We start from the raw sequence: 12,766 nt of genomic DNA on the forward strand, positions 1-12,766 counted from the left end.
CCATTCATCTGCTCAGGCAGGGTCGGCACCCGCCGTCCTGCTTTTCAGCACGTAATACAACAACGGGATCACCACCAGCGTGAGGACGGTGCTGACCAGGATGCCGAAGATCAGCGAGATCGCCAGGCCGTTGAAGATCGGATCGTCGAGGATGAAGAACGCGCCCAGCATCGCCGCCACGCCGGTCAGCACGATGGGTTTGGCGCGCACCGCGCAGGCGTCGATCACCGCGTCCACCAGCGGCACGCCGCGTTCGGTTTCCTGGTTGATGAAGTCCACCAGCAGAATGGAATTGCGGACGATGATGCCGGCCAGCGCGATCATGCCGATCATGCTGGTCGCGGTGAACTGCTTGCCCAGCAGGGCGTGGCCGGGCATCACCCCGATCACGGTCAGCGGGATCGGCGCCATGATCACCAGCGGCACCAGATAGCTGCGGAACTGCGCCACCACCAGCAGGTAGATCAGCACCATGCCGGCGGCGTAGGCAATCCCCATGTCGCGGAAGGTCTCGTAGGTGATCTGCCATTCGCCGTCCCACTTCACCGCATAGCCGCTGGTATCGGCCGGCTGGGTGATGAAGGTCTGCGCCAGCGTCTGCCCGGCCACCTTGTGGTCGTCCAGCTGGCCGACGATGCCGAACATGCCGTACAGCGGGCTGTCGAGTTCGCCGGCTTCGTCCGCGGTCACGTAGACCACGGGCAGGCCGTCCTTGTGCTGGATGGCGCCGTCCCACGTCGCCTTCTCCACGCGCACCAGCTCGGACAGCGGCACCAGCTGGCCCTGCGCGCCGCGCACCTTGAGCGCCAGCAGGGAGGTCAGCGACGCCTGGTCCTGCGCCGGCAGGCGCAGGCGCACCGGGCGCGGATACTTGGACGCGCCGTCGTGCACGTAGGTCGCGTCCAGTCCGGACACGCCCATGGCGATGGCGTCGGCGATGGCCGACTGCGGCACGCCGAGGCGCGCGGCGCGCTCGCGGTCCACCACGATCTGCTCGCGCGGCGCGGCCGCCTCCACGCTGGTGTCGACGTCGACGATGCCCTCGGTGGCGGCGAAGCGCTCCTTCGCCAGCGCCAGCGCGACCTTGCGCTGGCCGGCGTAGTCGGGCCCGTACACCTCGGCCACCAGCGGCGAGAGCACCGGCGGACCGGGCGGCACTTCCACCACCTTCACCGAGGCGCCATATTTCGCGCCCAGCTGCGCCAGCATCGGCCGGATCGCCAGCGCGATCTCGTGGCTTTGGCGGCTGCGGTGGTGCTTGTCGACCAGGTTCACCTGCAGGTCGCCCACGTTGCTGCCGCTGCGCAGGAAGTACTGCCGCACCAGCCCGTTGAAGTTGATCGGCGCCGCGGTGCCGGCGTAGGCCTGGTAATCCAGCACCTCCGGCACGGTATCGAGCTTGGCGGCCAGTTCGGCCAGCAGCGCGTTGGTCTGCTCCAGCGTGCTGCCTTCCGGCATGTCCACCACCACCTGCACTTCGGACTTGTTGTCCAGCGGCAGCATCTTCAGCACGACCAGCTTGAATACCGCCAGCGACGCCGCCAGCAGCACCAGCCCCGCCATCGACGCGAACAGCAGGGTGCGCTTGCGGCCGGCGCCGGTGCCGCGCAGGAACGGCGACATCACGCGCTCGAACAGGCGATGCAGCCAGCTGGCCTGCCCCGTCCCGTCATTTCCCCGAAGGCCGGCCGCTTCTGACAGATGAGCGTCTGGCCCATCCAGGTTCTGATCTTTCTCAGCCGAAGCAAGAGCTGGATTCCCGCCTTCGCGGGAATGACGATCAAGAGCTTCCGCCGCATGCCCGTGGCGGGACAGCAGCTTCAGCGACAGCCACGGCGTGACGGTCAGCGCGATGGCCAGCGACAGCAGCATGCCGACCGAGGCGTTGATCGGGATGGGCCGCATGTACGGGCCCATCAGGCCCGACACGAACGCCATCGGCATCAGCGCTGCGATCACCGTGAAGGTGGCCAGGATGGTGGGGCCGCCCACTTCGTCCACCGCAGGCGGGATCGCCTCGCGCAGCGACTTGCCGTCGCGGGCCATGTGCCGGTGGATGTTCTCCACCACCACGATGGCGTCATCCACCAGGATGCCGATCGAGAAGATCAGCGCGAACAGGGACACGCGATTGAGGGTGAAGCCCATCACCTTGGACGCGAACAGCGTCACCGCCAAGGTCAGGATCACCGCACTGCCGACCACGATGGCCTCGCGCCAGCCCAGTGCGAACAGCACCAGCAGCACCACGCTGGCGGTGGCGAACACCAGCTTCTGGATCAGCTTCTGCGCCTTGTCGCTGGCGGTGGCGCCGTAGTCGCGGGTGATGCTGGCGTGCATGCCGGCGGGAATCAGCTCGCCCTTGAGCTGCTGCACGCGCGCGGCGATGGCCGTGGTGATGTCACTGGCATTGCTGCCCGGCTTTTTGGCGATGGCGATCGTCACCGCGGGCGCAGTGCCTGCCTTGGGGCCAGTGCGTCCGGGCGGCGCGCCGTGCCAGACGTAGCGGGTGGCGATGTCGCCGCGCGGCGCGATGGTGGCCACGTCCGACAGCAGCAGCGGCTTGCCGTCGCGGCTGCCGATGACCAGGCTGGCCACGTCGTCGGCAGTCGCAAGGTACGCACCCGCCGTGACCGGCACCGCGCCCTGCGCCGCGTCCACGCGCTCGCCCGCCTGGTGCACCAGATTCGCCGCCTGCAGCGCCTGCGCGAGGTCGTTGGCACCCATGCCGTAGGCCGCCAGCTTGGCCGCATCCAGCGTGACCAGCACGCTGCGGTCGGGCGCACCGATGGTGTAGATGTCGCGGGTGCCCGGGATGCGCTTGAGCTCGGCCTCCAGCGTATGCGCCACCTCGGCCAGCCGGCTGGCGTCCATCGCCGGATCGTCGCTCCACAGGGTCAGCGCCATCACCGGGACGTCATCGATGCCCTTCGGCTTGACGATGGGCTGGCCGACGCCGGCGCGGGCAGGCAGGAAATCGGCGTTCGAGAACACCTGGTTGTACAGGCGCACCAGCGCCGGTTGGCGCTGCACGCCCACTTCGAATTCCACCGTCAGCACGGCCATGCCCGGCCGGCTGATCGAATAGACGTGCTTGACGCCCTCGACCTCGGACAGCTTCTGCTCCAGCGGGGTGGAGACCCACTGCTCGACGTCGCGGCTGCTGGCGCCGTCGAACGGCACGATGACGTTGGCCATCGTGACGTCGATCTGCGGCTCCTCCTCGCGCGGCGTGATCATCACCGCCAGCAGGCCCAGCAGCAGGCCCATCACCGCCAGGATCGGCGTCAGCGGGTTGCTCTGGAACGCCGCGGCCAACCGGCCGGAGATTCCCATGCGCGCGTCCTTATTCACGACCGGCCTCCGCCGCCTTGCGCTGCGCGGCCAGCGCCTGGACGGCGGCGACCGGATCGCGCGCCACCACGTCGCCGGCCCGCAGGCCCGAGATCACCTCGACCGTATCGCCGCTGCGCGCGCCGAGCCGGAGCTGGCGCAGCAGCAGGCGCCCGTCCTGCACCACGTAGGCACCGGACAGCTCGCCGCGCTGGGCGATGCTGGCAGCCGGAATGCGCACGCTGGCCGCCACCGCGCCACCCGCATCGGCATCGCTGGCGGCGTCGGCGGAAAACACCACCTTGGCGGTGGTGCCCGGCGCGGGCGCCGGCTCCAGCATCGGCAGGCTGACCCGCACGTTGACGCTGTGGCTGCTCGCGTCGGCAGCGGGAAACACCATCACCTCGGCGGGCGTGATCTTGCGCCCGTCGGCCAGCAGCACCTGCGCCCGCGCATCGCGGCGAATCGCCTCGGCGCGGCTCTGCGGCACGGCGACTTCGATGCGCAGCGCGCCCGGCGCATACAGGCTGACCAACGGCATGCCGGGGGCGACGGTCTCGCCCGGCTCCACGTCGCGCCGCGCCACCACGCCATCGAAAGGCGCGCGCACCACCGTGTACGCAGCCAGCTGCGCGGCCTGCGCCAGACTGGCCGCCGCCGCATTGCGCGCGGCCTGGGCGGAATCGCGCGCGGCGCGAGCCTGGTCGATCTGCGCCTTCGACACATACTGCGCGCCAGCCAGCGCGGCAAAGCGGCGATAGTTCTGTTCGGCCTCGATGGCCGAAGCTTCGGCCGCGCGCAGCTGCGCGCGCGCGGCGTTGGCGCCGGCGTCCTGCTCTACTGCGGTGATGCGCAGCAGCACGTCGCCCGCCTTCACCCGATCGTTGACGTCCACCGGCACCGCACTGACCCGGCCCGCCGTCTGCGCCGCCAGGTCCGCGCGGCGCACGGCCTGTACCACGCCATCCCAGCCGCGGCCCGGCAGCGCCGTACCCGCCGCAACCGTGAAGGTGGCCAGGTCGGCCGGCAAGGCCGGCGTGGCGATGGGTTTGTCGGTGCCGCAGGCCGCAAGCATCAGCAGCACGGGCAGCAGCAGGAGTCGCGTGTTGTGCATGGGTTCCCTCGTCAGCAGCGGTTGCAGGAAGCGCCGTCGCCCCGGCCAATGCCGAGTTTCTTCATCAGCATGCCCGCCGGGCAAAAACCGGTGAACGCGGATTGGAACAGATTCACGCCGATGAAGGCGGTGAGCCAGAAGAAGTTGGGATGGACGAACTGGGTCAGCAGCACGCTGACCACCACCATCACGCCGGCAAACGCCTGAACGGCACGGTCGAGAGTCATGTTGTTTCTCCTTGATGAATTGGGATCAGTTGGGACGCTTGACGTCTTTCAGCCGCTCGATGCCGAGCAGGCCGAGGATGTATTTCTCGTAGATCGGTTCGGACGTGCCGTTGCGCATCTTGTAGAGGAAGTATTTTTCGAAGCCGACCTTGGCCAGGTGCACCCATTTGCCGATCCTGGTCCAGGTGACGTTGCGCGGCGGGATCTGCGGCAGCGCCACGAACGCCGCGCCGGTGTCGCCCATGTCGGCCAGGCAGACCGCGTTCCAGGTGCCTTCGAAATCCGGCGTCTCGCCCTTCAGTTCGGCCTGGATGTTCTTGACGATGGTGGTGACCATCGACTCGATCATGAACCCGGTCTTCGGCGCGCCGGTCGGCACCGGCGTGACTTCCACCGGCGGAATCGTCACGCACACGCCGGCCGAGAAGATCTTCGGGTACGTCGGGCTGCGCTGGTGCTTGTCCACGATCACGAAGCCGCGCGGGTTGCACAGGCCCGCCACCGCGGCCACCGCCTCCACGCCCTTGAACGCCGGCAGCAGCATCGCGAACTTGAACGGCAGCACGCGCGAATCGCCCGGCTGGCCCTTGGCATCGTGCTCGACCACGGTCATCTCGCCGTCGCGCACTTCACTGACCTTGCTGTTCACCACCCAGCTGATATGCCGCTGGCGCATCTCCGATTCCATCAACCCCTTGGAGTCGCCCACGCCGCCGAGCCCCATGTGGCCGATGTACGGCTCGCTGGTGACGAAGGTCATCGGCACCTTGTCGCGCAGCTTGCGCTTGCGCAGGTCGGCATCGACGATCATCGCGAACTCGTAGGCCGGGCCGAAGCAACTGGCCCCCTGCACGGCACCGATCACCACCGGGCCCGGATTCTTCAGGAATTCCTGATAGGCCACCCAGGCGCCCGCTGCGTGCGGCGTGGTGCACACCGACTGGGTGAAGCCGCCGTCGGGACCGGCGCCGGGAACCTCGTCGAACGCCAGCTTCGGGCCGGTACAGATCATCAGGTAGTCATAGGCGATGCGCTCGCCCTTGCCGGTGATGACCGCATCGCCCTCGGCATCGATGTGCTCGACGCCGCTGCCGTCAAAGGTGATGCCATACCGGCCCACATGTTCGGCAACGGGCAGGGTGATGTCGTCCTGCTTGCGCCAACCGACGGCCAGCCATGGATTGGAAGGCGTGAAGCCGAACGTCTCGCCTTTGCCGACCAGCACGATGTCATGCCCCTTGCCGAGCGTTTCGCGCAGTTCGTACGCCGCGCTCATGCCACCCAACCCCGCACCCATCACCACGATCCTGGCCATTTCTCGCCTCTTCCCGGTCGCCATCTCTGGCAGGTGGATTAATATTAGATCTTGCTTATATTAGTGTCAACTGATATTTTGCCTGCGCCCCGTCCTGCCTGCGCGGATCGCGCGGCCAGGCCAACCCCGCAAGCACGCTGAAGCCATGCCGACCATGCAACGCCGCCCTGCCCTTGAGATGAATCCGGAAGCGATGCGCGCGCATGCCGGCGATGCCGCCCGGCTGCTGCGGGCGCTGGCCAACGACAAGCGATTGGTGATGTTGTGCCTGCTGGTGGAAGGCGAGCGGTCGGTCGGCGAACTCAACGCCCGGGTCGAACTCAGCCAATCCGCGCTGTCGCAGCATCTGGCGCTGCTGCGCGCAGATGGGCTGGTCAACACCCGCCGCGAGGCGCAAACGATTTACTACTCACTGGCCGATGGCCCGGCCCAGCGCATCATCGAAACCCTGCACGGGATCTATTGCGGCACCCAGTCCGTGTGTGCCGGCTAAGCCCCTGCTGGCTCACGCCGCAGCGTAGCGCACGGCACCGCCCACCCAGCGCTGCACGATGCGTTCGGCCACCTCTGGCGCATCGCGCAGCAGGTGATCGGCCAATGCATGCACCCGCGGCAACAGGTCGGCATCGCGCGCCAGATCCGCCATCCGGAACGCGGCAAGCCCGGTCTGGCGAGTCCCCAGCAATTCACCCGGGCCGCGCAGCTGCAAGTCTTTTTCGGCGATGGCAAAGCCGTCACTGGTCTGCCGCAGGGTGTCGAGGCGCTCGCGCGCCATCGCCGACAACGGGCCCTGGTACAGCAGGACACAGCTGGACGCCGCGCGACCGCGCCCCACTCGACCGCGCAACTGATGGAGCTGCGCCAGGCCGAGGCGCTCGGCGTTCTCGATCACCATCAGCGAGGCATTGGGAACGTCCACGCCGACTTCAATGACGGTGGTCGCCACCAGCAAATCAATCTCGCCGCCCTTGAAGGCGCGCATGATGGCCTGCTTTTCGGCTGCCTTCTGCCGACCATGCACCAGGCCCACGCGCGCCAGCGGCAGGGCCGCTTGCAGTGCCTCGAACGTGCTTTGCGCGGCCTGCGCCACCACCTCATCGGAATCATCGATCAGGGTGCACACCCAATAGGCCTGGCGGCCTTCGGCGCAGGCATTGCGGATGCGCTCCACCAGCTCGGGCCGGCGCTCGGCCGACAGCGCGATGGTGGTGACCGGCGTGCGCCCCGGCGGCAGCTCGTCGATGGCGGACACGTCGAGGTCGGCGTAGGCGCTCATCGCCAGCGTGCGCGGGATCGGGGTGGCGGTCATCACCAGCTGGTGCGGCACGCCGGCACGGCCCTTGTCGCGCAGCGCCAGCCGCTGGTGCACGCCGAAGCGGTGCTGCTCGTCGACGATGGCCAGCGCGAGGTCGTGGAACGCCACGCCTTCCTGCATCAGCGCATGCGTGCCGACGACCACCTGCGCCACGCCGGACGCCACCTCCGCCAGCGCCTTCGCCCGCGCCTTGCCGGTCACCTTGCCCGCCAGCCAGCACACGTTCAATCCCAACGGCTCCAGCCAGCCGCGCAGGTTGTGCAGATGCTGTTCGGCCAGCAGCTCGGTCGGCGCCATCAACGCGGCCTGGCGGCCATCGGCGACGGCGAGCAGCGCCGCCATCGCCGCGACCACGGTCTTGCCGCTGCCGACGTCGCCCTGCACCAGCCGCAGCATCGGGCGCGGCTGGCGCAGGTCGTCGCGCAGCTGCGCATACACGCGCGCCTGCGCGTTCGTCAGCGCGAACGGCAGCGATTTCTTCAATCGCGCCACCAGTTTCTCGTCGCCGCGCAGCGCGCGCGCGCCCTCCGCCTGCAAGGCCAGCCGCTGGCGGCGCAGGCTGAGCTGGTGGGCCAGCAGTTCCTCCAAGGCCAGCCGCCGCTGCGCCGGATGCAGGCCGCTTTGCAGCGCGGCGAGGTCGGCGTCGCGCGGTGGCGCGTGCAGGGTCAGGATCGCCTCGCGCAACGACGGCAGGCCGAGTTCGCGCAGCCACGCCGGCGGCAACAACTCCAGCGCCGCCTCGTCCGGCAACCGCTGCAAGGCCTGCACCACCAGCTTGCGCAGGCTGGCGGGGCCGATGCCTTCGACGGCGGGATAGACCGGATCCAGCGCCTCGCCCAGCGCATGCTCACCGTCGTCCAGCACGCGGTAACTGGGATGCACGATTTCCAGCCCGAGCTGGCCTGGGCGCGGCGTACCGTAGGCGCGGACGCGCGCGCCGACCGCGAACTGCGCCACCTGCTGCGCGCGGAAATGGAAGAAGCGCAGCACCAGCGTACCCCGGCCCGCATCGGACAGGGCCACCCGCAGCATCGGCCGGTAGCGGAAGCCGCGCTCCACCGCTTCGACCCGGCCTTCGACCTGCGCGGGCACGCCGGCGCGCAAGTCGCGGATCGGGGTCAGCGCGGTGCGGTTCTCGTATTCGCGCGGCAGGTGCAGCCACAGATCCTGCAAGGTCGAAAGCCCGCGCGCCGCGAGTTTCTCACGCAGCGCCGGACCAACGCCGGTCAGGACGGAAAGCGGGGTGTCGGCACCCGCGATGGCATTGATGGGTGCTGCCGGCATCGCACAAGGATGCCGGCATGCATGCGATCACGCCAGTCTGGCGCGCACTCAATAGCGGAATTGCATTTCCAGGCCAAGCTGGCGGGGGGCGCTGATGCTGGCGCCCACCGTTCCGAAAACGCTGGTGCCGTACTGCCAAAGGTCGGTGACATGACGCTGGTTGAATACGTTGTTGGCGTAGGCGGCCACGCTCCAGGCGTCTTTCGGCGAGCGCCATTGCACGAACAAATCGGTGCGATTGCTTGCCGCGCCGATGCGGAACGCGGGATAGCTGCCGCAGTTGCCCTGGCCAATCGACGCCGCATTGCAGCGCATCGCTCCGCGCGCGCCGTGGCGGGCCGACAGCAGCAGGCTGCCGGCTTCGCCCAGTTCAACGCGATACCGCCCACCCAGCGCATAGGAGATGCGCGGCTCGCCGGTCGGCTTGCCGCTGAGGTTCAATCCCTGCGGGGTGACGTAGTGGTCATAGGTCGAATCGATCCAGCCCAGGTTGAAGTCGAATTGCAGCGCACGGCTCGGGAACCAGCGCGCGCTGAACTCCGCGCCGGTGGCGGTGAGGTCGCTCACATTGGTGACATAGCGCGGCACCTGGGTGCTGGTATCCAGCCAGATCGCCTGGCGGTTGTTGTATTGATAGCGATAGGCCGAGGCTTCGAACTGCAGGCGCCCGTCCTGCAACGACTGCTTGATGCCCGCCTCCAGATTCCACACTTCCTCGTTCTTGAAACTCGCACCCGGCGAGAACGCGTTGTAACCGCCCGCCTTGTAGCCCTTGGCCAGCGATGCAAACACCATGCTGCCGTTGGCCAGGTGGTAGTCGATCACCAGGCGCGGGCTGACATCGCTCCAGGCATGACTGGCGCGATTGAGCACGCCCTTGTTGGCCATCGAGACCGGATCGGAAAATGCCAGGTCCATCCCCGCCAACGTGGCCGCATCCAGGCCGGCGCCAGCCAGGATGCCGGCGCTGTCCAATATCTGCAGCGCCTGGTTCAATGCATCCGCGCGATGGTAGTCGTTGAACCAGGAAAACTGCTTCTCGTCGCGGGTATAGCGCAGGCCGACGGTCAGGTTGAGCTTGTCGGTGGCATGCCAGATCACGTCGCCAAACGCAGCGTAGGCGGTGGATGCCAGGGTGTTGTCATACGACTCCGTCCACGGCTGGCCAAGCAGCTGCACCGGCACTGCGTACTGGTCGGCCGCCGCCTGCAGCATGCTGAAAAGCGGGATGCCCAGCGCGTACAGCGTTGCGGTATCCACGCTGCTGCTGTCCAGGTCCACCACGCTGGACTGGCGCGCACGCTCCTTGAACCAGCTGGCGCCGGCCACCCAGTCGATGCGCTCGTTCCCGCCGCTGAACTTGAACTCCTGATACCAGGTGGTGTTGCGCTCGCTGTTGATGCTGTCCATGTAGAGGTAGGCCCGGTTGGTGCCGTCCTCCTCGGTGCGGTTGAACGTGTCGTAATGACGCCAGGCGGTGGTTGCGGCCAGCGCCCCCCACCGGAAGTCATGCTCCACCCGCAGCGTGAGCCCATCGAAATCGCGGGTTTCGTCATTGCCCGCCACGTCGGTGGTGGCCGGCATGTCGAACGGATTGCGATAGTGCAGCGGGTCGGCCGGAAATGCCGGCAAACCGGTCACCGGATCCAGATCGACGATGCCGATGGTGGGGCGCGACCGCTGGTTCAGCCGCTCGCGATCCCAGGTCAGCTGCACGCGCGTACGGTCCGAAGCGTCCCAGCCCAGGGCCATTCGCAAGGCGTCATTCTTGCCATCATTGAGCGGCCTGCCGGTTGCGGCATCGCGGAGCCAACCATCGGTCTGTCCATGCAGGGCATTGATGCGCAACGCCAGGTGATCGCCCAGCGGCATGTTGAACATGCCGTCGAACTGGCGCTGCCCATGATCGCCGGCGCGCAGCCGTGCCCGCGCTTCCAGCGTTGCGGAGGGCTGCTTGGTGATGATCGAAATCGCGCCCGCAGCCGTATTGCGGCCAAACAGCGTGCCCTGTGGCCCTTTCAGGACTTCGATGCGCTCCACGTCCAGGAACGGCAGCACGGTGCCGCCACCGCGCCCGGCATAAACGCCATCCACATACACGCCCACGGTGGGGTCGGTGCCAATGCCGATGTCCTCGGTGCTCAGCCCGCGCAGCTTGAACTTGACCTGGGTGGCCTGCACGTCGTTGACGTCGAGGCCGGGGATGAAACTGTCGAGGTCGGCAATCGTCCTGGCCGCCGTGGTGTCGATGACGTCGGCATCCACCACCTGCAGCGCGATCGGCACGTCCTGCAACTCCTGTTCGCGGCTCTGCGCAGTCACCACGATCTTGTCCAGCTGCACGGCGTCCGGCTTGGCGGCCGGTTGCGCCTGCGGGGTCTCCTGCGCCTGCGCGGAAAACGCCGCGGAAGCCAGCAGCGATGCCAGCAATGCCTTGCGCACGCCATCGGTCAAAATGTGGTGTTTCATTGCAGTCCCCTGTTGTTGGATTCACGCCCCTGCCCCGGACGCTCGGCTTGCCCCGGCACCCAGCATGATCGGCAACACCAGCGTGCGGCGCGCCGGCACTGCCCATGGATGCCGTCCCTCGGGAATTGCAGTTTGTGCGGATGAATCCACGGGTGAAAAGGGGCCATCCGCCCTAGAATGGGGGTGAAACGGACATATCGAGCCTCCCATGCCGCCCCGTCCTGCCCGCCGCCCCCTCGCCCCGCCGGGCAGCAACCGCTTCCATGGCCGCATCATCGCCCCCCTGGTTGCCCATGCCGAAGAACTGGGGCTTCGCTGCGACCACTGGTTCATCGGACTTGCGGTCGAAGCTGCCGATTTTGCCGACTTCCACCACCTGCCCTGCCTGTCCTACCGGGAGACCTGCGCGATCCTCCGCCACGCGCTGGCCTCACTGCCTGGCAGCGGTCATGGGCTGGAATTGGGCGCGCGCCAGACCCTGGCCGAATTCGATGTCCTCGGCCTGGCGATGCTGGCCTCGCCAACCTTCGGCGATGCATTGCGCACCGGCATCCGCTACGCCCCCATCACCGGGGTCATGTTCGCACTGGCGATGGATGAGGAGCGCGCCGGCGTCGCCATCACCCTGCACATGTACGAACACGATGCGCAGCTGCAGCCGTATCTTTGCGAAGAGCTGATTTCAAGCTGCATGAATCTGTGCCGGGCGATGCTGGGTGACGGGTTCCAGCCCGAGCGCGTGGATCTGGCGTATCCGCCACCGCCACACGCCGAGCGCTACACGCAGCTGTTCGGCCCGAACGTGCGGTTCGGATGCCACGAAAACCGGATCGTGATCGCGCATCGCTGGATGCCCACGCCCATGCCCGCCGCGAACCCGAACGCGGTACGCCAGATGACCGCCGTCTGCGATGCGGAAATGCCGCCGGGCCACGCCGCATCCGGGCTGGCCGCAGCCATTGAACAGCGCCTGTGGCAGCGGCTGGCCAACCCTCCGCGCCTGCAGGAACTGGCCACTGAAATGCACATGACCGAACGCACCCTGCGCCGGCAACTGCAGGCAGAGAACGACAGTTACCGCGCCCTGCTCGATCGTCTCCGCGCGCGCGCCGCCAGCCGGCTGCTGCGCGAACGCGTGTTGCCGCTGGGACAGGTGGCGGCGGCCGTGGGGTTTGCGGATGTGCGCGACTTCCGCCGCGCCTTCAAGCGCTGGACCGGGCAACTGCCCGGCCAGCTTCGCCACGGCCAGCGCCCGGCAGCGGAGGCGCCGGCTCAGCCAAGCACCATCACGCCATCCACCTCGAACGCGGCGCCGCGCGGCAGCGCCGCCGCTTGAATGGTGGAGCGCGCCGGATAGGGCTGGCTGAAGTACTCGGCCATCACCGCATTCACCCGCGCGAAGTCGGCGAGATCGGTCAGGTACAGGCCCAGCCGCACCACGTTCTCGAAGGATCCCCCGGCGGCCACGCAGACCGCGCGAAGATTGTCGAATGCCTGCCGCGCCTGCGCCTCGATGTCCCCTTCCACCATTTGGCCACTCCCCGGCAGCAAGGGCGTCTGCCCGGACAGGTACACGGTGTTGCCGGCGCGGATGGCCTGCGAATACGGGCCGATGGCGGCGGGGGCGGAATCGGTATGGATGGCGGTGCGCGACATGGGATCTCCGGGCGGCATGAAGGTCTGCAACCCCGGATTCTACTGCGCGCCCG

At 67.9% G+C, this 12,766-nt stretch carries 9 protein-coding genes; 2 read left to right on the plus strand and 7 right to left on the minus strand.

The window, feature by feature from the left end; all coding sequences use genetic code 11:
- Window positions 1–12: 12 nt before the first annotated feature.
- Genes LIW09_RS10735 through LIW09_RS10750 form a run of 4 tightly spaced genes read right to left on the minus strand, consistent with a single transcriptional unit; the run spans window position 13 to window position 5,989 of the window.
- Window positions 13–3,336 carry an efflux RND transporter permease subunit gene (locus tag LIW09_RS10735; RefSeq protein ID WP_256645613.1) on the minus strand — a complete coding sequence of 1,108 codons (3,324 nt, stop codon included), beginning with the start codon at window positions 3,334–3,336 and terminating at the stop codon, window positions 13–15.
- A gap of 10 nt (window positions 3,337–3,346) precedes the next feature.
- Window positions 3,347–4,447 carry an efflux RND transporter periplasmic adaptor subunit gene (locus tag LIW09_RS10740; RefSeq protein WP_256645614.1) on the minus strand — a complete coding sequence of 367 codons (1,101 nt, stop codon included), beginning with the start codon at window positions 4,445–4,447 and terminating at the stop codon, window positions 3,347–3,349.
- Window positions 4,448–4,458: 11 nt separating this feature from the next.
- The gene (locus LIW09_RS10745; RefSeq protein ID WP_256645615.1) at window positions 4,459–4,674 is read right to left on the minus strand and encodes a YgaP family membrane protein; all 216 of its coding nucleotides are present in this window, start codon (window positions 4,672–4,674) and stop codon (window positions 4,459–4,461) included.
- Window positions 4,675–4,699: 25 nt separating this feature from the next.
- A complete protein-coding gene (locus LIW09_RS10750) occupies window positions 4,700–5,989 on the minus strand; it encodes an NAD(P)/FAD-dependent oxidoreductase (RefSeq protein ID WP_256645616.1) in 1,290 nt (429 codons plus the stop codon).
- A gap of 154 nt (window positions 5,990–6,143) precedes the next feature.
- Here LIW09_RS10750 and LIW09_RS10755 point away from each other — a divergent pair, with 154 nt between their 5' ends.
- Window positions 6,144–6,482, plus strand: a complete 339-nt coding sequence (locus LIW09_RS10755) for an ArsR/SmtB family transcription factor (protein ID WP_256645617.1) — start codon at window positions 6,144–6,146, stop codon at window positions 6,480–6,482.
- A 12-nt stretch (window positions 6,483–6,494) separates the two neighbouring features.
- Here the strand turns inward: LIW09_RS10755 and recG are convergent, their stop codons facing one another.
- Together recG and LIW09_RS10765 are read right to left on the minus strand one after the other, a co-directional pair.
- Window positions 6,495–8,588 carry an ATP-dependent DNA helicase RecG gene (gene recG / locus LIW09_RS10760; RefSeq protein ID WP_256645618.1) on the minus strand — a complete coding sequence of 698 codons (2,094 nt, stop codon included), beginning with the start codon at window positions 8,586–8,588 and terminating at the stop codon, window positions 6,495–6,497.
- A gap of 48 nt (window positions 8,589–8,636) precedes the next feature.
- Entirely contained in the window at window positions 8,637–11,057 is a 2,421-nt protein-coding gene (locus LIW09_RS10765; protein ID WP_256645619.1) for a TonB-dependent receptor, read from the minus strand.
- Between the two features lie 208 nt (window positions 11,058–11,265).
- Between LIW09_RS10765 and LIW09_RS10770 the strand changes: the two genes are divergently transcribed.
- Window positions 11,266–12,393 (plus strand): AraC family transcriptional regulator, encoded by a 1,128-nt coding sequence (locus LIW09_RS10770; protein ID WP_256645620.1) that lies wholly within the window; start codon window positions 11,266–11,268, stop codon window positions 12,391–12,393.
- On the opposite strand, the gene LIW09_RS10775 is transcribed toward LIW09_RS10770, so the two are convergent.
- On the minus strand, window positions 12,330–12,713 hold the full coding sequence (locus LIW09_RS10775; RefSeq protein WP_256645621.1) for a RidA family protein: 384 nt from the start codon (window positions 12,711–12,713) through the stop codon (window positions 12,330–12,332). The genes LIW09_RS10770 and LIW09_RS10775 overlap by 64 nt on opposite strands.
- Window positions 12,714–12,766: the final 53 nt, after the last annotated feature.

This window comes from Thermomonas paludicola, from assembly GCF_024498955.1.
Taxonomy (GTDB): domain Bacteria; phylum Pseudomonadota; class Gammaproteobacteria; order Xanthomonadales; family Xanthomonadaceae; genus Thermomonas; species Thermomonas paludicola.